This is a genomic window from Kitasatospora sp. NPDC059088, from assembly GCF_042738155.1.
Classification (GTDB): Bacteria; Actinomycetota; Actinomycetes; order Streptomycetales; family Streptomycetaceae; genus Kitasatospora.
The window spans coordinates 1-23017 of sequence record NZ_JBHYGR010000112.1 but is presented as its reverse complement, the minus strand read 5'-3'; the positions used below and the strand labels follow the sequence as shown (position 1 = coordinate 23017).

General features: G+C 75.8%; 22 protein-coding genes. 17 read left to right on the top strand and 5 right to left on the bottom strand.

Translation table 11 applies throughout. The annotated features are described in order from the left end of the window. Positions 1 to 260: 260 nt before the first annotated feature. A complete protein-coding gene (locus ACFWXO_RS34925; RefSeq protein ID WP_380529086.1) occupies positions 261 to 866 on the bottom strand; it encodes a siderophore-interacting protein in 606 nt (201 codons plus the stop codon). A gap of 102 nt (positions 867 to 968) precedes the next feature. Between ACFWXO_RS34925 and ACFWXO_RS34920 the strand changes: the two genes are divergently transcribed. Next, complete coding sequence (locus ACFWXO_RS34920; protein WP_380529084.1) at positions 969 to 1727, top strand: TetR/AcrR family transcriptional regulator; 759 nt, start codon at positions 969 to 971, stop codon at positions 1725 to 1727. Between the two features lie 26 nt (positions 1728 to 1753). On the opposite strand, the gene ACFWXO_RS34915 is transcribed toward ACFWXO_RS34920, so the two are convergent. After that, positions 1754 to 1951 carry a hypothetical protein gene (locus ACFWXO_RS34915; RefSeq protein ID WP_360230485.1) on the bottom strand — a complete coding sequence of 66 codons (198 nt, stop codon included), beginning with the start codon at positions 1949 to 1951 and terminating at the stop codon, positions 1754 to 1756. Positions 1952 to 2106: 155 nt separating this feature from the next. Between ACFWXO_RS34915 and ACFWXO_RS34910 the strand changes: the two genes are divergently transcribed. From ACFWXO_RS34910 to ACFWXO_RS34895, 4 genes are read left to right on the top strand one after another with little or no spacing between them, the layout of a single operon-like run. Further along, on the top strand, positions 2107 to 3558 hold the full coding sequence (locus ACFWXO_RS34910; RefSeq protein ID WP_380529082.1) for a D-alanyl-D-alanine carboxypeptidase family protein: 1452 nt from the start codon (positions 2107 to 2109) through the stop codon (positions 3556 to 3558). Positions 3559 to 3572: 14 nt separating this feature from the next. Next, positions 3573 to 4358 (top strand): DUF4239 domain-containing protein, encoded by a 786-nt coding sequence (locus tag ACFWXO_RS34905; RefSeq protein WP_380529080.1) that lies wholly within the window; start codon positions 3573 to 3575, stop codon positions 4356 to 4358. A 36-nt stretch (positions 4359 to 4394) separates the two neighbouring features. Continuing rightward, positions 4395 to 4826 (top strand): PPOX class F420-dependent oxidoreductase, encoded by a 432-nt coding sequence (locus tag ACFWXO_RS34900; RefSeq protein ID WP_380529078.1) that lies wholly within the window; start codon positions 4395 to 4397, stop codon positions 4824 to 4826. Beyond that, positions 4826 to 5227: an NTP pyrophosphohydrolase gene (locus tag ACFWXO_RS34895; protein WP_380529076.1), complete on the top strand. Its 402-nt coding sequence runs from the start codon at positions 4826 to 4828 to the stop codon at positions 5225 to 5227. Before ACFWXO_RS34900 ends, ACFWXO_RS34895 begins: the two co-directional genes overlap by 1 nt. Before the next feature lie 39 nt (positions 5228 to 5266). Here the strand turns inward: ACFWXO_RS34895 and ACFWXO_RS34890 are convergent, their stop codons facing one another. Continuing rightward, complete coding sequence (locus tag ACFWXO_RS34890; protein WP_380529074.1) at positions 5267 to 5734, bottom strand: hypothetical protein; 468 nt, start codon at positions 5732 to 5734, stop codon at positions 5267 to 5269. A gap of 238 nt (positions 5735 to 5972) precedes the next feature. Here ACFWXO_RS34890 and ACFWXO_RS34885 point away from each other — a divergent pair, with 238 nt between their 5' ends. From ACFWXO_RS34885 to ACFWXO_RS34875, 3 genes are read left to right on the top strand one after another with little or no spacing between them, the layout of a single operon-like run. Beyond that, positions 5973 to 6122, top strand: coding sequence for a hypothetical protein (locus tag ACFWXO_RS34885; RefSeq protein ID WP_375896037.1), 150 nt, complete (start codon positions 5973 to 5975; stop codon positions 6120 to 6122). A 59-nt stretch (positions 6123 to 6181) separates the two neighbouring features. Next, a complete protein-coding gene (locus ACFWXO_RS34880) occupies positions 6182 to 8428 on the top strand; it encodes a heavy metal translocating P-type ATPase (protein ID WP_380529095.1) in 2247 nt (748 codons plus the stop codon). Further along, entirely contained in the window at positions 8425 to 8928 is a 504-nt protein-coding gene (locus ACFWXO_RS34875; protein WP_380529072.1) for a copper chaperone PCu(A)C, read from the top strand. The genes ACFWXO_RS34880 and ACFWXO_RS34875 overlap by 4 nt, the downstream gene beginning before the upstream one ends. A 61-nt stretch (positions 8929 to 8989) precedes the next feature. Here the strand turns inward: ACFWXO_RS34875 and ACFWXO_RS34870 are convergent, their stop codons facing one another. Beyond that, positions 8990 to 10045 carry an Acg family FMN-binding oxidoreductase gene (locus tag ACFWXO_RS34870; RefSeq protein ID WP_380529070.1) on the bottom strand — a complete coding sequence of 352 codons (1056 nt, stop codon included), beginning with the start codon at positions 10043 to 10045 and terminating at the stop codon, positions 8990 to 8992. Positions 10046 to 10173: 128 nt separating this feature from the next. Further along, positions 10174 to 11037 carry a universal stress protein gene (locus tag ACFWXO_RS34865; RefSeq protein WP_380529068.1) on the bottom strand — a complete coding sequence of 288 codons (864 nt, stop codon included), beginning with the start codon at positions 11035 to 11037 and terminating at the stop codon, positions 10174 to 10176. A 323-nt stretch (positions 11038 to 11360) separates the two neighbouring features. On the opposite strand from ACFWXO_RS34865, the gene ACFWXO_RS34860 reads away from it, so the two are divergent. From ACFWXO_RS34860 to ACFWXO_RS34820, 9 genes are all read left to right on the top strand, one after another. Then, positions 11361 to 13064, top strand: coding sequence for a GAF domain-containing protein (locus ACFWXO_RS34860; protein ID WP_375886643.1), 1704 nt, complete (start codon positions 11361 to 11363; stop codon positions 13062 to 13064). A 214-nt stretch (positions 13065 to 13278) separates the two neighbouring features. Further along, complete coding sequence (locus ACFWXO_RS34855) at positions 13279 to 14553, top strand: hypothetical protein (RefSeq protein WP_380529066.1); 1275 nt, start codon at positions 13279 to 13281, stop codon at positions 14551 to 14553. A gap of 241 nt (positions 14554 to 14794) precedes the next feature. Continuing rightward, positions 14795 to 15430 (top strand): AMP-binding protein, encoded by a 636-nt coding sequence (locus ACFWXO_RS34850; protein WP_380529064.1) that lies wholly within the window; start codon positions 14795 to 14797, stop codon positions 15428 to 15430. Positions 15431 to 15649: 219 nt separating this feature from the next. After that, complete coding sequence (locus ACFWXO_RS34845) at positions 15650 to 16741, top strand: RimK family alpha-L-glutamate ligase (RefSeq protein WP_380529062.1); 1092 nt, start codon at positions 15650 to 15652, stop codon at positions 16739 to 16741. After that, positions 16738 to 17964 (top strand): AMP-binding protein, encoded by a 1227-nt coding sequence (locus ACFWXO_RS34840; protein WP_380529060.1) that lies wholly within the window; start codon positions 16738 to 16740, stop codon positions 17962 to 17964. The genes ACFWXO_RS34845 and ACFWXO_RS34840 overlap by 4 nt, the downstream gene beginning before the upstream one ends. Beyond that, positions 17961 to 19274, top strand: coding sequence for an MFS transporter (locus tag ACFWXO_RS34835; RefSeq protein ID WP_380529058.1), 1314 nt, complete (start codon positions 17961 to 17963; stop codon positions 19272 to 19274). The genes ACFWXO_RS34840 and ACFWXO_RS34835 overlap by 4 nt, the downstream gene beginning before the upstream one ends. Continuing rightward, positions 19271 to 20164, top strand: a complete 894-nt coding sequence (locus ACFWXO_RS34830) for an SDR family NAD(P)-dependent oxidoreductase (protein WP_380529056.1) — start codon at positions 19271 to 19273, stop codon at positions 20162 to 20164. Before ACFWXO_RS34835 ends, ACFWXO_RS34830 begins: the two co-directional genes overlap by 4 nt. Positions 20165 to 20234: 70 nt before the next feature. Continuing rightward, positions 20235 to 21503, top strand: a complete 1269-nt coding sequence (locus ACFWXO_RS34825) for a phenylacetate--CoA ligase family protein (RefSeq protein WP_380529054.1) — start codon at positions 20235 to 20237, stop codon at positions 21501 to 21503. An 85-nt stretch (positions 21504 to 21588) separates the two neighbouring features. Next, the gene (locus ACFWXO_RS34820; protein WP_380529052.1) at positions 21589 to 22905 is read left to right on the top strand and encodes an FAD-dependent monooxygenase; all 1317 of its coding nucleotides are present in this window, start codon (positions 21589 to 21591) and stop codon (positions 22903 to 22905) included. Positions 22906 to 23017 lie beyond the last annotated feature (112 nt).

Here is a 23017-nt window from a genome sequence, read left to right as displayed (position 1 = left end):
TATAAATCCGGCCGCTGCTGCCCCTTTTTCACCGATCAGAGCCGGTCAGGGACGGTCAAAACAGGCTTCCGCGGCGGCAAAAACGTCAGTGGCGAACTCTGGACACTGGCGGAACATCGCCACTCCGGCCCACCCGCTGCCTCTTTGTCGACACCGCGACTCTTCTTCCCCGTCGACGGCCCTCGAAACAACGCTCGGCACCCAGAACGCTCGGCACGCAGAACGCTCGGCAAGCAGAACGAACGGGGCGGCCGAGGAGTTCACCCCAGGCGCTCCCGGGCGTCCGCGAGGTCCTCGGCCGTCGGCGCGTCGTCCTGGGTCAGCCGGTGGCGCCAGTAGCCGGTGAAGTCGATGTCCGACTTCGGCACCCCGTGCTCCTCCACCAGGCAGCGGCGCAGCGCCCGCACCGCGCCCGCCTCCCCGGCCAGCCAGGCGAAGGGCCGCCCGCCCGGCAGCGCGCCGCCCCGGAACGCCGCGGTCAGCAGGGCGCCCGGGGCCGCGCCGTCGCGGTGCAGCCAGCGCACCTCCAGTTCGGCCCGGGTCGCCAGCCGCTGACGCTCCGCCCGGTCCGCGACCTCGATCCGCCGGGTGCCGGGGTGCCTGCGGCGCAGGGTGAAGCTGCGCATGACCGGGCGGTCGGCCTCGGGGATCGCCAGATAGGCCTGGTACCAGCCCATCGGGTCGTCCTGCCCCGCCGGCAGCTCCGGCTCGCGCTGCCCCGGGCGCGGGAAGCAGAGCTTGAGCTGCTGGTCGGGCGTGCCGCCCACGGTGTCGTCCAGGGCCTCCGCCTCGAAGACGACCCGGGCGGTGCGCGGCGTGATCCGGTCGACCGCTACGACCTCGATGAAGGTGACGGGCAGAGTCATCGGTAACCCCTCGCTGTGCGGACCGCTGTGCGGAATCCTGATAACTTACGGCATAAAGAGTTGCTGGCGCCAGGATACTTTACGCCATAAGGAGATGTCGGGATGACCGTCTACGCCGGGCAGGGAGACGCCCACTGCTCACTCGCCCTGCTGTGGGGGCACCCCGGGGAACCGCGCACCGGGCGCAGCGGCCCGAAACCGGGGCTGAGTGTGGACGCGATCGTGTCCGCCGGAATCGCGGTGGCCGACGCCGAGGGAATGGCCGCCCTGTCGATGCGCGCCGTGGGCGAACGGCTCGGCCGCACCGCGATGGCGCTCTACACCTACGTGCCCGGCAAGGCCGAACTGCTCGACCTGATGCACGACCGGGTGCTCGCCGAGCTCCCCACCGGAACACCGGAGTTCGACGACTGGCGGGCCGACGTCACCGCCTGGGCCGAGGAGTTGTACGCCTGCTACCTGCGCCACCCCTGGGTGCTCCAGGTCTCGCAGGCCCGCCCCGTCCTCGGCCCGGCCGAACTCGCCGCCATGGAAAACCTGTTGGCCGCGCTGCGACCCGCCGGCCTGCCCGCCGGGCGACTGCGCGGGGCGGTCGCCGCGCTCTGGCAGTTCGTCCGCGGCACGGCCGCCGCCACCGCCGACGCCCGCGGCGCGGCGGCCGCCACCGGCGTCACGGACGAGGAGTGGTGGAGCACCCGCTCCGCCCGGCTCGCCGAACTGGCGCCGGACTTCCCGCAGCGCTTCCCGCTGCTGACCGCCCTCCAGAGCGCCGGCGGCAGCCCGGAGGACACCGGCGCGGACGCCTTCCGCACCGGCCTGGCCGTCCTGCTCGACGGGGTGGCCGCGGGCGTCGGCGCCTGAGCCGAGGGGCCGGGAGGGGAGGCCCGCTACCCCCGCCGGGCGGCGGGGATCGCCAGCAGGGCGCCGAGCACCAGCAGCACGGCGTACCCGGCGGTCTCGTGGCCGTCCGGCACCAGGAAGCGGACGAAGCCGAACAGCCGGAAGCCCCCGAGGTGGTCGGCCAGCAGGCCGGTGCCACCGCCCAGGATCAGGACGAAACCGAGGTAACCGAGCAGGGTCTTCATGCTCCCGAGCCTAGGAATCCGCCGGCCCGCGCCCAACCGACTTTCGGCGCGACCGGCGTTGACCAAAGTCGCGTCCCGCCCTCCCTCCGGACGGAGCAGCCGACACGGCGGTCCGACGGCGGCGCCGGTACGTTCGCCGTGTGCAGCCAAAGCGTGTGCAGTCAGAGCGTGAGCAGCGGGAACCGCAGCGGGAACCGCAGCCGAAACCACCGTCCGTCGCCAGGGTCGCGGCCGTCTCCGCCGCCTCCGCCCTGGTGCTCGCCGCCGGCGCCCCGGCGGCCCTCGCCCAGGACGCCGCCTCCGTCGTCGGCGGCGAGCGGCTCGGCCGCCCGGCCGTCCAGGTCGCGCCGCTGGCCGGGGCCCCCGCCCTGCCGGCCGAACTGACCGGCCGCTCCTGGCTGATCGCCGACGCCGGCACCGGCGAGGTGCTCGCCGCGCGCGACGCCCACCTGCCGATGCCCCCGGCCAGCACCCTCAAGATGCTGTTCGCGGACACCGTGCTGCCCAAGCTCGACCGCTCCACGGAGCACCAGGTCACCCCCGCCGAACTCGCCGACCTCGGCGTCGGCAGCAGCCTGGTCGGCGTCAAGGAGAACCTGCCGTACCGGGTCGAGGACCTCTGGCGGGGCGTCTTCCTCAGCTCCGGCAACGACGCCGTGCACGTCCTGGCCCACATGAACGGCGGCGTCCAGCAGACCGTCCGGGAGATGCAGGCCCGCGCCCAGTCCCTCCAGGCCCGGGACACCAAGGTGGTCTCCCCCGACGGCTACGACATGGACGGCCAGGTCTCCTCCGCGTACGACCTCACCCTGTTCGCCCGCGCCGGGCTGCGCAACGCCGACTTCCGGTCCTACTGCGCCACCCGCACCGCCCGCTTCCCCGGCGGACTCGACAAGACCACCGGCCAGCGCACCGCCTTCGACATCGCCAACACCGACCGGCTGCTCGGCAAGTACCCCGGCCTGATCGGCGTCAAGAACGGCTACACCACCAACGCGGGCGCCACCTTCACCGGAGCCGCCGAACGCGGCGGCCGCACCCTGCTGGTGACCGTGATGCACCCCGAGGCGCAGAGCAAGGTCTACGACGAGGCCGCCGTCCTGCTGGACTGGGGCTTCGCCGCGGCGGGCAAGGTCCAGCCGGTCGGGCAACTCGTCGAGGACCTCGCCGCGCCGAAGGGCTCCACCAAGGACGGCGCCCCGGGCGCGCCCGCCACCCCGGCCGACGGCGCCCCGCAGGCCGCCGCCGACAGCGAGGCCGACCTGCCGCCCTGGTCCCGCACCCCCGTCCTCGGCGGCGACGACTCCGTCCTCGCGCCCGCCCTCTGGACCGGCGCCGCCGTCGCCACCGGTCTCGCCGTCTGGGGCACCGCCCGCGGCTCCGCCCGGCGCCGCGCCGGCCTCGCCGCCGCCCGCACGGCCCCCGCCGCGGGCGCCGCACCCACCGGCCCCCGGCCCACCGGCCCCGCGTCGGCCGGCGGCAGCACGGGCCTCGGCACCGGCGCCTCCCGGATCGGCGCCACCGGCGTCGGCGGCCGCGTGGCCCGCCGTCTCACCCGACGCGCCCGCGCCCTCCTCCGCGGCACCCGACCCCGCCGGGACGGCTGACCCGGAGGTCGGTCGTGGAGCTGTGGCTGCTGAACCACCTCTCCACCGCCTGGCTCGGCGTGCTGGTGGTCGGCGGGTCCGTCCTGCTGGCCCTGGCCGGGAGCGTCCTGGTCAGCCGCTGGTCCCCGGCCCTCGCCCGGGGCGGGAACAACGACATGGTCGGCGTGGTGCTCGGCATCTTCGGCGCGATCTACGGCCTCATCCTGGCCTTCGTCATCGTCAACCTGTGGACCGAGCTGCAGGACACCCAGAAGGTGGTCTCCGCCGAAGCCACCGCGGTCTCCCAGATCGCCCGGGACGCCGCCGCCTTCCCGCCCGGGCCCCGGGCGGCCGTCACCGCCTCGGTCGGCGACTACGTGCACGTCGTGGTGGAGCGGCAGTGGCCGCTGATGAGGGCCGGCCGCGGCGAGTTCACGGCCACCGGCACGGAGGTCGACGCGATGTACCGGGCGCTGCTCGCGTTCGAGCCGCAGTCGCCGTCCGAGCAGGCCTTCTACGCGAAGGCGCTCGACAGTCTCAACGACGTGGCCGGCCGGCGCCGGGACCGGATCAACGCCAGCGGCTCCGAACTGCCCGTCCTGCTCCAGGTCCTGATCGTCGGCGGAGCGGTGGCGATCGTCCTGCTGTCCCTGCTGTACGGCGTCCGCGCCCGGCGGGCACGGCTGCTGTTCGTCGGCTCGGTGGCCGCGCTGATCGGTTTCAGCCTGCTGCTCGTCCTGGTGCTGGACCGGCCGTTCGCCGGGGAGCTCTGCATCTCGCCGGAGCCGTTCAGACAGAGCGCCCTCGCCCGCTTCTGGTGACCGGCCACAGCGCTCCCACCTCGTAGACTCTCGGCCATGACCACGCCCGACCCCACCGCCGCGGCCCGGCTCGCCCGGATCGTCAGCCTCTCCTCCGGCAGCTACCTGCTCGTCACCACCTACAAGAAGGACGGCACCCCGGTGCCGACCCCGGTGTGGGTGGTCCGGGACGGGGAGGCGCTCGGCGTCTGGACCGTCGCGGACTCCTGGAAGGTCAAGCGGATCCGCAACCGGTCCGACGTCCTGGTCGGGCCCTGCGACGTCAAGGGCCGCCCGACCGGCGACCAGTACCCGGCCACCGCCGAACTCCTCGCCCCCGAGCGCACCGCCGCCTACCGCACCCTGCTGCGCCAGAAGTACGGGCTGCTCGGCGTGCTCACCCTGCTCGGCAGCCGGCTGCGGCGCGGCGAGCGCGGCACCGTCGGCATCCGGATCACCCTGACGGATCAGGCGGACCGGACGGACTGATGGAACATGACGAAGCCGGGCCGCCGCCCCTGCTGGTGGTGGACGGCGCGAACGTGGTCGGCTCGGTCCCCGACGGCTGGTGGCGCGACCGGCACGGCGCCGCCGAACGCCTCCGGGACGCCCTGGTCGCCGTGGCCGCCCGGGGCGTGCCGGAGCACCCCGGCCCGCTGGAGGTGGTGCTGGTGGTCGAGGGCGCGGCCCGGGGCGTCACCGGGCTGCCGGAGGTCCGGGTGGTGTCGGCGGCGGGCAGCGGCGACGACCGGATCGTGGAACTGGTCCGCGAGGCCCGCACCGGGGATCCGGCGCGGGCCTGCCTGGTGGTCACCGCCGACCGCGAACTACGGGCCCGGGTCGGCGCGTTGGGCGCCGCCGTGACGGGCCCGCGGAGCGTCCGGCGCTGAGCCCCCGGCCGGGTCCGACCACGGTCGGTCCGTCGGCGGTCAGTCGGTCGGCGGAGCGGGGCGGACCTGGAGGGCGTTGATGCCCCAGTGGATCGACGGGTCCGAGGTGCGGACGGTGAACTGGAAGTCCCGGCCCGGCCGGGCGGGGATCTCCACCGAGCCGACGCCGACCGCGTCCGCCGGGCACTGCACCGTGAAGTCGGCCGGGGCCTGCCCGCCGACGTGGACCTGTGCCGAACCGCCGCCCCGGCAGCCGACGACGACCGTGATCGGCAGCGACTCCGTCACCGAGGCCGTCACGGCGCCGCCGTTGCCGATCCAGTCCGGGATCGAGAACATGGTGTCCTCGTCCGGGGTCGGCGGCAGGATCCGCCCCGTCCCCGGCCCGCCGATCGGGGTGTCCGGCCCGTCGGTCGGCCGCGCCGACGCCGTTCCGGCGAACGCCAGCGCCACCCCCAGGACCCCGGCCGCCACGCCCAGTGCGCGGGCCCGCTTCGTCGTCTCCATCGCCATCCCCCCGGATGCTCGTCGTACCTGCGCCGGTCTTCGGCACACGAATGATCGTACGACGCCGGTACGACAGCGGTACGACACCCGGTACGACGGCGGCGGGCGGACCGGGCCGGGCGGACCGTGACGAGCGCCACCCGCCCGGCCCGGAAGGTTCGGGAACCGACCGCTCCGGCCGTCCGACTGGTGGGGGGTGAAGCCGAAATCGCCGGGTGTCCGGCCGTCGAGTGTGCTGGTGGGGTTCGCCCTGCTGCTGGTGGTGGTGTTCGTGGTCTCGTACGCGGTGGGGCGGCAGGCGGGGCCGGTGGCCCCGGGGCTGACGCCGAGCCGGGGCGGCGGTTCCTCGCCCGGCATGGGCGGGCACGACATGGGCGGGATGCGGTGAGCCCGGTCGCGGGGGCGGACACCGGGGAGCTGGTGTCCACCGATCTGGCGGTCGGCGGGATGACCTGCGCGGCCTGCGTGGGCCGGGTGGAGAAGCGGCTGGGCCGGATCGACGGGGTGACGGCCGGGGTGAACCTGGCGACCGGCCGGGCCCGGGTGCTGCACCCGGCCGGGGTGTCCGTGGACGAGCTGGTCGCGGCCGTCGAACGGGCCGGGTACACGGCCGAGTTGGCGGCCTCCGGGGTGCTCGGCGGACTGCCGGAGGAGGAGCCGGACGAGCGCCGGCGGCTGCTGGTCACCACCCTGCTGGCCGTCCCCGTGCTGGCCCTGTCGATGGTGCCCGCGCTCCAGTTCGACGCCTGGCAGTGGGTCTGCTTCGCCCTGGCCGTGCCGGTGGTGACCTGGGGGTCGGCCGGCTTCCACCGGCGCGCCCTGCAAGGGCTGCGGCACGCCGCCGCGACCATGGACACCCTGGTCAGCCTGGGCGTGGTGGCCTCCTTCGCCTGGTCCGCCTACGCGCTGTTCCTGGGCGGGGCAGGCGAGTTGGGCATGCGGATGCCGTTCTCGCTGACCGCCGACGGTGGCGGCGCGGCGCACGTGTACCTGGAGGCGGCGGTCGGGGTGCCGCTGTTCGTGCTGGCCGGGCGGCTGCTGGAGGGCCGGGTGCGCCGCCGCAGCGGCTCCGCGCTGCGGGCGCTGGCCGAGCTGGGCGCCAAGCAGGTCTGCGTCCGGGCGCAGGACGGCGAGGAACGCCTGATCCCCGTCGAACTGCTGCTCCCCGGGCAGGAGTTCGTGGTGCGGCCGGGCGAGCGGGTGGCCACCGACGGAGTGGTCGTGGAGGGCGGTTCGGCCCTCGACCTGAGCCTGCTGACCGGGGAGAGCGTGCCGGTGGAGGTCGGCCCCGGGGACGCCGTGGCCGGGGCGACGGTGAACGTCGGCGGTGCGCTGGTGGTACGCGCCACCGCCGTCGGCGCGGACACCCAACTGGCCCGGATCACCGCCCTGGTGGCCGAGGCCCAAGCCGGCAAGGCCCGGGCGCAGCGACTGGCGGACGCGGTGGCCGGGGTCTTCGTGCCCTGCGTGCTGGCGGTCGCGGTGTGCGTCCTGGGCTTCTGGCTGGGCGCGGGCGCCGCCCCGCAGGCGGCCGTCACGGCGGCGGTCGCCGTCCTGGTGGTGGCCTGCCCGTGCGCACTGGGCCTGGCCACCCCGACGGCGCTGCTGGCGGCGACCGGGCGCGGCGCCGAACTGGGCGTGCTGGTACGCGGCCCCGAGGTGCTGGAGAGCCTGCGCCGGGTGGACACCGTGGTGGTGGACAAGACCGGCACGCTGACCACCGGCCGGATGGAACTGGCGGCGGTGACGGTCGCCGAGGGGTGCACCGAGGCGGAGGTGCTGCGGCTGGCGGGCGCGGTCGAGCACCGCTCGGAGCACCCGATCGGACGGGCCGTCGCGGCCGCCGCCCGGGAGCGCTGCGGGACACTCCCCCCGGTGGACGGCTTCGCCGCCGCCACCGGCCTCGGGGTGTCCGGCACCGTCGAGGGCCGTCCGGTCCGGGCCGTCCGGCCGGACGGCGACGCGCTGCCCCCGGAGCTCGCCGCGGCGGTCACCGCGGCCGGGACGGCGGGCCGCACCGCCGTCCTGGTGGAGCTGGACGGACGGGCCGCGGCCGTACTGGCGGTCGGTGACACGCTGCGCTCCGGCAGTTGGCGGGCCCTCCACCGGCTGCGCGGGATGGGCCTGGAGACCGTGCTGCTGACCGGGGACGGCCCGGGCGCGGCCCGGGCGGTGGCCGCCGAGCTGGGCATCGAGCGGGTGCACGACTCGGCCTCGCCCGAGCGCAAGGCTGAGGTGGTGGCCGAACTGCGGGCCGCCGGAGGGACGGTGGCGGTGGTCGGCGACGGCGTCAACGACGCGGTCGCCCTCGCCTCGGCCGACCTCGGCGTGGCGCTGGCCTCCGGCAGCGACGCCGCGATCGGCGCGGCCGGGCTGACCCTGGTACGCGGTGACATCGAGGCGGTGGTGGACGCCGTGCGGCTGGCCCGGCAGACCCTCGCCACGATCCGGGCCAATCTGCTCTGGGCCTTCGGCTACAACCTGGTGCTGATCCCGCTGGCGGCCGTCGGGCTGCTGAACCCGATGCTGGCGGCGGTGGCGATGTCGCTCAGTTCGCTGCTGGTGGTGGGCAACAGCCTGCGGCTGCGCACCTGGGAACCGGGGCGCGGACGGTCGACCGGGGGTCGTACGACCAGCGGCCGGCCGACGGGGGGCCGTACGACCAGCGGCCGGGCGATGGGTGGCCTGCGGTGAGGACACGGATATCCGGGCCGCTCGACCGGCTCGCCGTGGTCGGCCCGCCGGTCGGCGCCGCGGCACTCGCGCTGGCCCTGCTCACCGGCTGGACGGCGGTCGGCGGAGCCGGCGTCGGCCCCCGCCCGGTGGAGGCCGGCCCCGGCTGGGTGCTGCTGCCCACGGCCGGCGCGGCCACCGCCACCGCGGCCTTCTTCACGATCCGCAACCCGGGCGACGTACCCGACGAACTGACCGGCGCCGACTGGGAGTTCGGTGGACCGATCACCCTCAAGCGGCACCTCCACCAGGGCGCGGCGGGCCGCTGGGAGCCCGTCCCCGGCCTGCCCGTCCCCGGTCGGGGCGAACTGGCCATGACGCCCGAGGACGCCGACCTGATGATCCCCGCCCCGCCCGCGCTGCGGCCCGGCCAGCGCGTGGCCTTCACCCTCACCTTCCGGCACAGCCCGCCGCTGCACCTGACCGCCGAGGTCCGCACGGCGGCCGACCGGCCGCGCTGAGCCCGAAACGGGCCGGCCCGGTGCCGGGGAGCGCGGGCTCCCCGGTGCCGGGCCGGGCCGTTCAGCCGAGCGTCTCCTCGACCGGCCGCCGGGGCGTCGCCGCACCGGGCGGGCCGTACCCGATCCGCAGCACCAGCTGGACGTGCGCCGGGCCGTCGGCCGGGTCGCGCAGCGCCCAGCGGAGGTCCGGCCACTCGAGCGCCTGGTGCCAGACCGTCAGCCGGACCCCGTGCACGGTGGCCAGCAGCCAGACCCTCTCCAGCGCCTGCCCGGCGCGCAGCCAGTCCAGCGGGCCGTCCCCGGGGGTGGTCAGGGTGCACAGCTGCGGCAGCGCCTCGAAGCGCCGCTCCGGCCCGACCGGCGGGGCGGGCGGCCCGCCGGGGGCCGTGGCGGAGCCCGGGCCGTACGGCGGGCGGCCGGCGTACCGGCGCATCGGGACCCTCGCGTCGCGGTCCAGGGAGCCGAGCGCCTCGTAGGGGATGCCGTCGGTGCACTCCCCCGGCGGGCGCAGCCAGGCCCGGCTCTCCGCCACCCGGGCCGGGTCGTCCTCGCAACGGCGCTCCGCCTCGACGGTCAGCGCCAGCACCCGCCGGACACCGGCTTCCTCCAGCGCGGCCACCACGACGCCCTCCTCGGCGGCGGCGGTGAGCAGTTCGCCGAGCACCGCCTCGGGCACGTCCCGCTGGGCGAAGGGCTCGCGGCTGGAGCGGCGGGCGGCGACGGCCGGGCGGAGGTCGCGGCCGAAGGGCAGGCGTACGCGGGCCGGGGCGGAGAGGTCGAGCAGGGCCAGCAGGCCGGGCTCAGCGGGCTCCGGGAGCAGCCGGACCGCCGCCGTGCGGCCGAGGTGTCCGGCGGCCACCCGCAGGTTGAACACGGCGGCGCCGACCGCGATGTGCAGCGCCGCCCCGACCGGGTCGGCCAGCGGCAGCCCGCGGGAGGGGTCGGCGTGGACGGCGAGCCCGTGGCCGTCCGGGGTGGGCACGAAGTGCCAGGGCTGGCTGTTGTGCAGCGACGGCGCCGCGCCGCCCGCCGCGGCGAGCAGGCGCAGCCCCGCCGGGGTGAGCGCCGGGGCTGGAACCGGGGTCGGAACCGGGGTCGGAACCGGGGTGCGCATCATGGCGATCAACTCCTCACGACCGTCCGGCGGTCGACGCCTCGACCGCGGAGTCCTCGCTGCTTCCGAGCCTGCGCGCCGGGCCGCCGCGCGGGCCAGGGCCGAAAGCCCTTCCGCCGCCGGGGCGTCGGTCACCCGTGCGGGACGACCGCCACCGGGGCCTCGGCGTGGTGCAGTGCCGCGTGGGCGATCCGGCCGAGCCGGGGGCCGAGCTCGATCGGGCGGCGGCGCCGGCCCACGACCACCAGCCCGGCCCCGGCGGAGGCCTCCACCAGGCCGCGCGCGGCGCCCAGCCGGACCTCCTCGACCACCTCGACCGCCGGGTGCCGCTCGCGCGGCCCGGCCAGGGCGAGCGACAGCAGCTTCGCCTCCAGCGCCTCCAGTTGGGCGACCTCCCCCGCCGGCACGGCCCCGCCCGCGTAGCCGAACAGCGGCGGCAGGTCCCAGCCGTGCACCGCCCGCACCCGGGCGCCGCGCAGGGCGGCCTCCTGGAAGGCGAAGGCGAGCACCTCCTCCTCGGGCGCGTGGGCGTCCACGCCGACCACCACCTCGCCGGCTCCCTCCCCGGCCCCCTCGCCGCCGACCTCCCGCACCACGACCACCGGCGTGCCGCTGCGCCCGGCCACCGCCATGCTGACCGAGCCGAGCAGCAGCCCGGTGAAGCCGCCGCGTCCGCGCGAGCCGAGCACCAGCAGCTCGGCGTCGGCGGCGGCCGCCACCAGCCCGTCCACCGGGGCGTCCAGCACCGTGTCGGTCTGCACGGCGAGCTCCGGGTGGTGCCGGCGGACCGCGTCCGCGGCTTCGGCCAGGGTGCGCTCGGCGGCTGCCGGGAGGTCGTCGGGCTCGGCGTAGGAGGACACCCCGTCGGTCAGCCACGGCCAGGCGTGCACCAGCCGCAGCGCCGCCCCGCGCCGCCGCGCCTCCTCGGCCGCCCACTGGGCGGCGGCGGTGCTCGCCGGCGAGCCGTCGACCCCGGCCACCACGGTTGACGTCATGACGGTTCCTCCACTGTCTCGGCACCGGGGACGGTGCGTGACTGACGCCCCGTCCGCTCTGCTCCCACCCTGTCGCCCGCCGACGGCGCGCCGCCAGAGGCCGCAAGGCCCCCGCCCACAGGACGAAAGACCCCCGCCGAACAGTACGGGCGACCCCGGCCGCCACCCCGTCGACACCCGGGCACTACGGTGTGGACACGGAATACCCGCTGGTCGGACGGTCCCTGATCGGACCGGGCGGCGCGGGCCGACGGGTCGCGGTGCGAACGAGGAGGACAGCGGTGGGCGGAGCGGACGGCAGCGCGGCGGGCGGCGGCGCGCGGATGCCCCGGCTGCGCCTGGACGAGCTGCTGGAGGAGCTCCAGTGGCGGATCGACGCGGCGCGCGGCACCCAGAACCGGGTGCACAGCCTGCTGGAGGCGGTGCTGGCGGTCGGCCGGGAGCTGGACCTCGCCCAGGCGCTGCACCGGATCGTGGAGGCCGCCGTCGACCTGGTGGACGCCCGCTACGGCGCGCTGGGCGTGATCGGGCCGGACGGGCACACCCTGTCGCAGTTCCTGACGGTCGGTCTGTCCGAGGCGGAGATCGAGGAGATCGGCCCGCCGCCCTCCGGCCGGGGCATCCTCGGCGAGCTGATCCGCCACCCGCAGCCGCTGCGCTGCCCGGTGCTGTCCGAGCACCCGGCCTCGATCGGCTTCCCGGTCGGCCACCCGCCGATGCACACCTTCCTGGGGGTGCCGGTGCGGATCCACGGGGAGGTGTTCGGCAACCTCTACCTGACCGACAAGCGCGGCGGGCTGGACTTCGACGAGGACGACGAGGCGGTGATCTCCACCCTCGCGGTCGCCGCCGGGGTCGCGATCGACAACGCCCGGCTGTACGAGGAGGCCCAGCTGCGCCAGCGCTGGCTGCGGGCGAGCACCGAGATCACCCGCAGCCTGCTGTCGGGCGCGCCGCGCCTGGAGGTGGTCGAGCTGATCGCCCGCCGGGCCCGGGAGATCGCCGGGGCCGAGCTGGCGGACGTCTCGGTGGCGCTGGCCGGGCCGGAGGAGCGGGCGGAGGAGCTGGCGGTGGAGGTCGCGCTCGGCGCCGAGCCCGCCGCCCGGCTGGGGGTGACGGTGCCGGTGGACGGCACGCTCTCCGGCGCCGCGTACGCCTCCGGCTCCCCGGCCACCAGTGACGACCTGGCCGCCGACGCCCGCTTCCCGGCCGGTCCGGCGGGCCGCTTCGACGGGCTGGGCCCGGCCGTGGCGGTGCCGCTGGGCACCGGCCCCGGGTACGGGCGGGGTGTGCTGCTGCTGGCCCGGGCGCAGGGGCAGCCCGCCTTCGGGCCGGAGGAGACCGGCCCGCTGCTGGGCTTCGCCGACCAGGCGGCGCTCGCCCTGGAGCTGGCCGAACGGCGGCGCGACGCCGAGCAGTTGAACCTGCTGGAGGACCGCGACCGGATCGCCCGGGACCTGCACGACCTGGCGATCCAGCGGCTCTTCGCCACCGGGATGACGCTGCAGAGCGCGGGCCGGCTGATCGAGAGTCCGGCCGCCGCCGACCGGGTCGCCCGGGCGGTGGCGGACCTGGACGAGACCATCAAGATCATCCGTTCGACCATCTTCGGCCTGCGCGCCCACAGCGAACCGGACCGCGGCCTGCGCGCCCGCGCCACCCGGGTGGTCACCGAGGCCCAGGGGCCGCTCGGCTTCGCGCCCCGGCTCAGCCTGGAGGGGCTGCTGGACACCGACGTCCCGCAGGAGCTGGCCGAACACGTGGTCGCCGTGCTGGCGGAGGCGCTCAGCAACGCCGCCCGGCACGCCGGGGCCGGCCGGGTCGAGGTCAACCTGCGGGCGCTGGCCGGGCGGGTGGTGCTCACCGTCACGGACGACGGCACGGGCATCCCCGAGGGCGGGCGGCGCAGCGGGCTGCGCAACCTCGCCGAACGCGCCGCACGGGTCGGCGGGGCCTTCACCCACGGCCCGGCGGACGACGCGGGCGGCGGCACCCGGCTGGTGTGGGAGGCCCCGCTCGGGTCCTGAGCGTCGCCGCCCGGGCCCTGACCGGCGACCCCGTCCCCGGCGCGACCGGCGCCGCACCCCGCCGCGCCCGCCGCCGTACGGGGGAACTCCGCCGCGGCCCCGCCCCGTAGCGGCGCCGCCGCCCCGGGGCGACCCTAGCCTGCTTCGCGTCCCCCGAGCGTTGCGCCGAGCCCCCGCCGTGCGCCCCGCCGAGCGTCGAGCACGAGGACGGCCGATGGCCCACGAGTCACCCGCGACCGCCACCCCGCCCCCGGGCACCGCCGAGGTGCCGTCCGCGCCGCCGCCCAGCGGGTCGGTGACGGCGCTGCGGCTCGCGGCGGCCGCCGCCGGCGCGCTGCCCGCGGTGGTGCTGCGGCTGGCCGGGATCCACCCCTCGCCGGTGCCGGCCATGCTGCTGTTCGGTCTCGGGGTGCTGTCGGCGGCGCTGCTGCTGATGTGGGCGGCGGAGACCGCCCGGGCGGACATCTCCGGGCCGCTGGCGCTCGCCCTGCTGGCCTTCATCGCGGTGCTGCCCGAGTACGCCGTCGACCTCTGGTTCGCCTACACGGCCGGCACCCGCCCCGAGTACGCGGCCTACGCGGCCGCCAACATGACCGGCGCCAACCGGCTGCTGGTCGGCGTCGGCTGGCCGCTGGTCGCGCTGGCCGCGTACCTGGCCGCCCGGCGCCGCGGCGTCGCCCCCGGGATCGTGCTGCGCGAGCACCGCCGGATCGACACCGCGTTCCTGGGGGCCGCCGCGCTGGTGGCCTTCGTGATGCCGGCGATGCGGCGGATCTCCTGGGTGCTCGCGGTGGTGCTGATCGCCTGGTACGCCTACTACCTGTTCCGGATCAGCCGGTGCAGCGAGACCGACGAGGAGGAGCTCGTCGGTGTCCCGGCCCGGCTGGCCCTGCTGCCGACGGCCCGCCGACGGCCCGTCACCGTCCTGGTGTTCCTCGCGGCCGCGGCCGTCGTCTTCGCCTGCGCCGAGCCCTTCGCCACCTCGCTGGTGGACGCCGGCTCCGCGCTCGGCATCGACCGCTTCCTGTTGGTGCAGTGGCTCGCCCCGCTGGCCTCCGAGGCCCCGGAGCTGATCGTCGCCGTGGTGTTCGCCTGGCGGCTGCGCGGCGACGACGGGCTGGGCGCGCTGCTCTCCAGCAAGGTCAACCAGTGGACGCTGCTGATCGGCTGCCTGCCGCTGGCCCACCTGCTGGGCGGCGGCCCGGCCTCGCTCCCCCTGGTCGAACGCCAGGTGGACGAGGTGCTGCTGACCGCCGCTCAGACCGTGCTGGCCGTCGTCCTCCTCCTCGACCTGCGGTTCCTGCCCTGGAAGGCCGCCCTGCTGCTGGTGCTGTTCGGCGTCCAGTTCGCCCTGCCCGGTGAGTCCTCCCGGCTGGTGCTCAGCTGGGTGTACCTGGGCCTGGCCCTGCCGTTGCTCGCCCTGCGGGTGCGCGAACTACCGCCCACCGTACGGGCACTGGCCGGGCGGATCGCCGGCGACCCGCACTGAGTGGGGCGAACTGCCGTGCGGGCGGCGGACGGAGGAGCCCAGCGGGTGGGCGGTGAACTCCTCGGGGCGCCCGGGCGCACCGTCCTCACCCGAACGATTTCCCCGGTCGGGGGCGGTTCACAGTTCCACCACGGAGCCTTGGAAGAACACCCTCAACATCCATTGTCGCCACGCATGTTCGAAGGTAGAGTCGCCGTTCGCCGAGCACGGATGAGCAGTTCTCAGCGCATTTGGGGCGGGCATGTCAAATATTCACGGTTTCCCCCGGGTCGCCCCCGACCTACTTGACGTCCTCAGAGATATCGCACGTCGAAATCCCCGCCGTCCGGCGATCGTCCACCGCGGACCCGCCCCGACCCACGGCCGACTCCTGGAATCGGCGAACTCCCTGGCCACAGGCCCGGGATCGAACCCCGGCACGGTCGCCGTACGGGCCGTCCACGCACCGGAAACGGTGGTCGCACTCCTCGGCATGCCGACCGCCGGGGGCCACTGCCGCCCCGTCGACCCGGTATTCCCACCGGCCCGCCGACAGACCGTGGCGGCGGCCGCGCAGTGCCGTACGACGGTCTCCGCAAGCACCGGAGAAAGCCTTCAACTCGCAATCCGATTAGTGGAGTCACCGGAGCCGACCGCAGAGCCTTCGAAAAACCCCGGGGACCCCCCGGCACTCCCGTCCACAGTGGCGCCGGAACAACCGGCCCGCATTCCCTCCACGCTTCACGACGGGTTCGACCGGGCAGCCGAAACCCGTCCTGACTTCCCATCAGGCCGTCCGAACCGCCGTCGAAACCCCCACCCCGGCCGGCCCGGGCCGACGCATCGCGGCCACCGCAGGAGCGAGGGCCACCTCGAACTCCACGCCCCGAAAGGCTGATCGGGCCTCGGAGCCACCCTCACCACGCCTGACCCCGGAGCGGGCCGAGGCCGAGGTCCGCCCTGCGGCTGAGCCCCAACCGTTCCCCCGGCCGAGCCCCCACCGCCCCCGCTCCGCACCACACCCCTCACCACACCCAGGCGCCCGCCCGAGAGGCCGCGCGCCCGGCACCCCACGCCCGGAGACCGCCATCACCCCCGCCGCACCCCGAGGAGCCCGATGACCGCCCCCGCCCCGCCCGGCCCGCTGCGCCGGCTGTGCTGGATCTTCCCCGACCGGGAGTCCTCCCGGATGGCCGAGATGTGGCACGGCTTCTTCTGGGACCTCTACGCCGAGAGCGCCGCCGACCTCGGCCTGCGCTGGACCAGGCACGCCCCGGACGCCGTCAGCGTGGACGCCACCGGCCCCGGCCGCCCCCGGGTGTACGTCGACGACGAGGTGGTGACCCCCGAGGACACCCTCTTCATCACGGCGCTCTACTCGCTGCCGTACCAGTCGATGGACGTCTTCAACCAGTACGCCCTCTACGCGGTGCTCGAACAGGCCGGCTTCTACCTGCCGTTCCCCCCGCAGGTGTCGCTGATCGGCAACGACAAGCTGGCCACCCTGCTGTTCCTGGCCGACTCCCCGGTGCCGACCATCCCGACCGTGCGGATCGGCACCGGGCGGGACACCGCCAAGTACGGCTACGAGGTCGCGCTCGGGCGGATGACCTACCCGGCCATCGTCAAACCGGCCGGCTGGTGCGGCGGCGGCGGGATCAACCTGGCCCGCAACCCCGAGGAGGTGCGCGGCCTGGCCAGCCTGGCCCAGGGCGGCGACACCACCCTGGTGATCCAGCCCTACCTGGGCGACGGCACCATCGACTACCGGGTGTACGTGGTCGACGGCCGGCCGTACGCGGTGATGAAGCGCACCCCCGAACCCGGCTCCCCGGTCGCCAACGCCAGCCGCGGCGGGGGCATGGAGTTCCCCCCGGTGCCGCCCGAACTCGCCGCCGCCACCGCCTGGTTCGCCGAACGGCTGCCGATCCCGTTCTTCTGCGTCGACTTCCTGTACGACGGCGAGCAGTACTGGTTCTCCGAGCTGGAACCGGACGGCGTGATCGCCCCGGACCGCACCGACCCGCACCGCAGCCTGCAACGGGACGTCACCCGCGCCCGGTTCGCCGCCTACCGGGACGGCCACGCCAGGTGGCTCGCCGACGGCGCCCGCCCGCTCACCCTCGACACCGCGCCCCGCACCGGCCCCGTCCTCGCCCCCGTTCTCGTCCCCGCCCCTGCCCCCGCCTTCCGGACGGACCCCCGATGACCGCCTTCTCGCTGTCCCCCGAGGCCGCCGCGCCCCGGCTGCACGTGGCCCGTCGCACCCTGGACCGGCTGCGCAGCGTGCCCGCGCTGGCCCCGCACTACCCCGCGCACCTCGACGCCGACTCCCTCGACGCGCTCGCCCAGCTCCCCCCGCTGGCGAAGGTCGACCTCAACACCGCCCTCGCCCACCTGGAGCCGACCGCCGAGCAGTCCGCGACCTGGCTGTTCCAGAGCGGCGGCAGCACCGGCGCCCCCAAGGTCGGCTACGCCCCCACCGGCTTCTACATGGCCGGGGTGCACGCCCACTGGCAGCCGCTCGACCGCACCGACCTCTTCGTCAACGCCTGGGGCGCCGGACGGATGTGGGGCGCCCACTTCCTCGCCGCCGCCCTCGCCGACCTCTCCGGCTGCCGGATCATCGCCCTCGGCTCGGTCGCCAAGGACGAGTACGGCGCCTGGCTGGAGCTGCTGGCCGCGCGGCGGGTGACCGCCATCGGCGGCACCCCCAGCGTGCTGCGGCTCTGGTTCGCGCACGCCAGGTCCGCCGGCATCCGGCTGCCCGCGCTGCGCAAGGTGCTCTGGCTCGGCGAGGCCTGGCAGCCCCAACTGGACGCCGACCTCGCCGAGGTGGCCCCCGAGGCGCGGCGCTGGGGCATGTTCGGCAGCACCGAGACCTGGGTGGTGGGCACCAACACCCCGGACTGCCCGGCCGAGGTCTTCCACCCGCTGCCCCACCAGCTGGTGCACGCCGACCCCGGCGGACTGCTGGACTTCACCGCCCTCGACCCGGAGATGCTCAACCCGGTGCTGCGCTACCGCACCGGCGACGCGGGCGAGTTGACCGACTGCCCGTGCGGGCGCCCCGGACCGGCCATGCGGGTGCTGGGCCGGCGCGACAGCGTCGTCCAGGTCCGCGGCCTCGGCCTGGACGTGGACGAGCTGATCGAACGGGCCGAGCGCGCCCCGGGCGTGGCCCGGGCCCAGGTGGTGCTCACCGAGCGGGACGGCCGGGCGAGCGGCGTGGACCTGCTGGTGGTGACCGCCGGCGCCGCGGCGGTACCGGACGTCGAGCGGCTGCGCACCGAGCTGTTCACCGCGACCTGCACCCTCGGCACCGCCTTCCAGCACGACCCGTGGGCCTTCCGGGTGCGCCCGGTGGACGAGCTGGTCAGCAACGGCCGCACCGGCAAGACCGCCGCCCTGGTCGTCCGGGAGGAGTCGTGACGGCCGACACCACCCCGGCGAAGCGCGCCCCGGCGCCGCTCGGGCGGAGCTTCTCGCTGTTCTGGGCCGGACAGACCGTCAGCCTGGTCGGCGACAAGGTCACCGTCTTCGTCGTCCCGACCCTGATGATCTTCGTGCTGCACGCCTCCGCCCTCCAGGTCGGCGTGGTCGCGATGGCCCAGTACCTCGGCATCCCGCTGCTCGGGCCGGTCGCCGGGGTGCTGGTCGACCGCTGGGACAAGCGCCGCACCATGCTCGTCTGCGACCTGGTCCGGCTGGCCGCCGTCGCCGCGATCCCGCTCGCCCACGCCCTGGGCGCGCTCTCCACCCCGCTGCTGTTCGGCTGCGTGGCCGTCATCAGCGGCGCGACCATCTTCTTCAACGTCGGCTACCTCGTCGCCGTCCCCGCCGTCGTCCCCGAGGACGGCATGGTCCGCGCCTACTCCCGGCTGGAGGGCAGCGGTTCGGTCGCCGAGGTCGCCGGGCCGTCCGTCGCCGCGGCCCTCTACAGCGCGCTCGGCGTGGCCGCCCTGCTGGTCGACGCGGCCAGCTACCTGGTCTCGGCGGCCTGCTTCCGCCGCATGCGCCCCTGGGGCGAGCGGACCGTCGAGGAGGGCTCGATCCGGGAGCGGCTGACCCGCGGCTTCCGGCTCAACTGGGCCGACCCGGTGCTGCGCCGGGTGGTGCTGGCGGCCGTGGTCCTCAACTGCGGCGGGCCGGTGTACGTCACCGTGCTGCCCGTCCTCGCCTACCGCGGCCTGGGCGTGCAGGTCGGCGTGTTCGGCGCGGCCATGTCGGTCGCCGCGCTCGGCGCCCTGCTCGGGGCCGTGGTCGCCCCCCGGCTCTCCCGCCGGTTCGGCCTCGGCCGGACGATGGCCTGGTCGCTGCTGCTGCACTGCCTGGTCGGCCTCGGCGTGCTCGCCGCGCCCGCACTGCCGCCCGGCCCAGTGATCGCCGTGACCATGGGCTGCTACGGCTTCTTCATGTCCTGCATCAACGTGTGCAGCGCCCCCGTCCGGCAGTCCCGGATGTCCGCGCGCAACCAGGGCGTGATGCACGCCGCCTTCCGGACCGTCACCTGGGGTGTGATCCCGCTCGCCGCGCTGGTCGGCGGACTCGCCGTCTCGCTGCTCACCGGACCGCTCGGCGTCCTGGACGCCGCCCGCCTCACCATGGCCGCCGGCACCCTGCTGGCCGCCTGCTCCTTCGTCCCCGCGCTCGGCCTCCAGCCGCTGCTGGACACCGCCGAGCGCACGAAGGGCACGGCCGCGGTCCCGGCGGAGGCGGTCCCGGCGGAGGAGCCGACGTGAACGACACCGAACCCGCCGACCCCACCGGCCGGGTCCTGCTGATCACCGGCACCTCCTCCGGCATCGGCCTGGCCACCGCCCTCGCCGCCGCCCGGGCCGGCTACACCACCGTCGCGACCCTGCGCGCACCCGAGCGCGCCGGGCCGCTGCGGGCCGCCGCCGAGGCCGCCGGGGTCACCCTGGACGTCCACCGGCTGGACGTCACCGACCCCGGCTCGGTCACCGACTGCCTGGCCGCCGTGCACCGGCGGTACGGGCGGCTGGACGCCGTCGTCAACAACGCGGGCGTCTCCAACTCCGACCCCACCCTGGAGATGTCCACCGACGCGGCGCTGCGCGCCAACCTGGACGTCAACTTCTTCGGCGTCGCCACCGTCAGCCGGGCCGCGCTGCCGCTGCTGCGCGCCGCCGGCGGCCGCCTGGTCACCGTCGGCAGCGTGCACGGCGTGGTCGGCCAGCCCTTCAACGAGGCGTACTGCGCGGCGAAGTTCGCCGTCGAGGGCTTCCTGGAGGCGCTCGCCCCGGTCGCGGCGGCGCACGGGGTCCGGGTCTCGGTGGTGGTGCCGGGCTTCGTCCCGGACACCGGGTTCGGCGTCTTCCCCGACGTCAACCGGGCCACCCTGCACGCCGCCTCCGGCCCGTACGCGGACACCTTCGCCGACTACCTCGACTGGGTCGGCGGCCCGGGCTGGGAGTCGGCCGGCCAACCCGCCCGGGAGGTCGCCGAGGTCGTGCTCCGCACCCTGCGCGAGCCGCGGCCGCCGTTCCGGGTGCCCGCCAACGCCTGGGCCGCCGACTACCTGGCGGCCAAGCTCGCCGACCCCGACGGCTCCGCCGTCCAGACCCTCGCCCGCGGCTGGCTCGGACGGCCCGCGGCCACCACCGACTGAGCCCCGTCCGCCCGCTGCCCGCCGCCCGACCGGCGTCCCGACCCTCCTCCCGACCCACGGAGTCCCGCCCATGCCCGCCAAGCCCCTGGCCGAGCTGATCCGCTTCGCCCGCGCCCACTCACCCTTCTACGCCGAGCTCTACCGGGAGCTGCCCGAGGGCGCCGACCGGCTCGACCAGCTCCCGGTGATCGACCAGACCGCCTTCTGGGCCGCCAACACCTGGCCCGACAACCGCGTGCTGACCGGCCCGCTCACCGACGCCGGCGTCTACAAGACCGGCGGCACCACCGGCGTCCCCAAGTTCTCCCCCTGGACCCGCGCCGAACACGCCGACTCGGTCACGGCCTTCGGCGCCGGCCTGGTCCGGGCCGGCCTGCGGCCCGGCCACCGGGTGGCCAACCTGTTCGTCGCCGGCGAGCTCTACGGCGGCTTCCTCTACATCGAGAACGCCCTGCACCACGCACCGGTCGACAACGTGCGCCTCGGCGTCGGCGGCGCCGCCCCGGACAGCTACATCGCCGACCTGATCACCGGCTTCGGCGTGCACGTCCTGGCCGGCGAGCCGATGAAACTCAGCGCCGTGGCCGAGTGCCTGGTCGCTCGCGGCGAACGCGCCGACGGCGTCGAACTGCTGCTGTTCGGCGGCGACCTGCTCTTCGCCGACCTGCGCCCGCTGCTCGCCCGGGCCTTCCCCCGCGCGGCCGTCGCCTCGGTCGGCTACGCCTCCAACGACGCCGGCCTGGTCGGCGCGCCCGTCCCCGGCGACGACGTCCGGGTGCACGAGGCCTTCGCCGACCGCACCGTGGTCGAGCTGCTCGACGAGGTCACCGGCGAGCCCGTCACCACCCCCGGCACGCCCGGCCGCGTCGTGGTCACCAACCTGTTCCGGACCCTGATGCCGATCCTGCGCTACCCCACCGGCGACCGCGCCGCCTGGGTCGACGGCGAGTGCCGACGCTTCCGCCTGCTCGGCCGCACCAGCGAGGGCGCCCGGGTCGGCACCGTCACCCTGCCCACCGAGGAGATCCGCAGCGTGCTGGTCGCCGCCGACCCGGACCGGCACATCGCCGGGATGCAGCTGGTGCAGCGGCGTTGGGACGGCCGCGACGGGGTCATCCTGCGGCTCGGCCACATCGGCCAGCCGCCGCCCGCCGACCTCGCCGACCTGTCCGACCGGCTGGTCGACGCCGTCCACCGGGCCCTGCCGCTCTACCCGTCCGAGGCCGCCCTCGGCAGCATCCACCCCCTCACGGTGGAGTGGGTGCCGCGCTCGGAGCTGGTCACCAACCCGCGGACCGGCAAGCTCCAGCAGGTCCTGGACGAGCGGCCCCGGGAGTAGGGAACCGGGGGGTGGATGATGACGCACTGTCAGCACCCTACCGGTGGCCCGCCGGTGCTGTCAGCGGTCTGTCCGCGTCCTGTGGGTGGCGCTGCGCAGTCTGGTCCACGACAGCAGCGCCGAACCCACCGGAGGCACCACCGTGACCACCACCGTGACGACCACCCCCCTTCCGCTCGACTCCCCGGCGCACCCCGGCGCCACTGGACCCCGGGCCTCGGTCCTGGTCTCCGGCGCCGGCATCGCCGGCACCGCACTCGCCTACTGGCTCCAGCGCTACGGCTTCCGCGTCACCGTCGTGGAGCGCGCCCCCGGACTGCGCGGCGGCGGTCAGCCCGTGGACATCCGCGGCAACGCCCTGGAGGTCGTCGACCGGATGGGCCTGCTCGCGGAGGTCCGGTCCCGCCGGACCGGCCTGCGCGGCATGTCCCTGGTCGACGGGGACGGCCGCGAGCTGCACCGCACCACCGAGTGGACGGCCAGCGGCGGCCCGGTCGGCGGCCCCGACGTGGAGATCCTGCGCGACGAACTGGCCGAACTGATCGCCGGAGCCGCCGGGCCGGGCATCGAGTACCGCTTCGACGACAGCATCGACACCCTCGTCCAGCACGGCGACGGCGTCCAGGTCCGCTTCCGCAGCGGCGAGGAGCGCTCCTTCGACCTGGTCGTCGGCGCCGACGGCCTGCACTCCCGGACCCGCCGCCTGGTCTTCGGCCCCGAGGACGACTACCTGCACCCCGTCGGCAGCTACGTCGCCGGCTGGACCGTCCCCAACCACCTCGGCGTCGACCGCTGGGAGATCGCCCACGAGGGCGCGGACGGCCACGGCTGCCTGGTGATGACCGTCCGCGACAACACCGAACTGCGGGTCTTCGTCACCTTCTCCACCGACGAACCGCTCGACCGGATGCTGCCCCGGGACCGCGCCGAGCAGCGCGAGCTGGTCGCCGGGCGCGCCGCCCGACTGCGCTGGGAGGTGCCGCGCTTCCTGGCCGGGATGTGGGAGACCGAGGCCTTCCACTACGACGTCGTGGCCCAGATCCGGATGGACCGCTGGTCCCACGACCGGGTCGCCCTGCTCGGCGACGCCGGGTACTGCTGCTCCCCGTTCACCGGCCAGGGCACCAGCGTGGCGCTGACCGCCGCCTACGTCCTGGCCGGGGAACTCCACGCGGCCGGCGGCGACCATCGCACCGCCTTCCCCGCCTACGAGCGGCGGTTGCGCGACCACGTCGCGGCCAACCAGGCCATCCTCGACCTGACCCGCGACCGCTACGGGGCCGACGCCTCGCTGCTCGGCGGCCCGGACGCCGACGGCGCCCCCGGCTTCGACCGGCCCGGCATGGAACTGGAGGCGGCCTTCCGGGCCGCCACCGCCTTCGACCTGCCCGACTACGCCTGAACTCCCGGTACCAGGGCGTCTAGGGCCTGTCCGGCGGATCTTGCCAGGCGCGCGACGCCGGGCATCCCGCCTGGACGCACGCCCGAATCGCCCAAGTACGTCCAGTACGAGG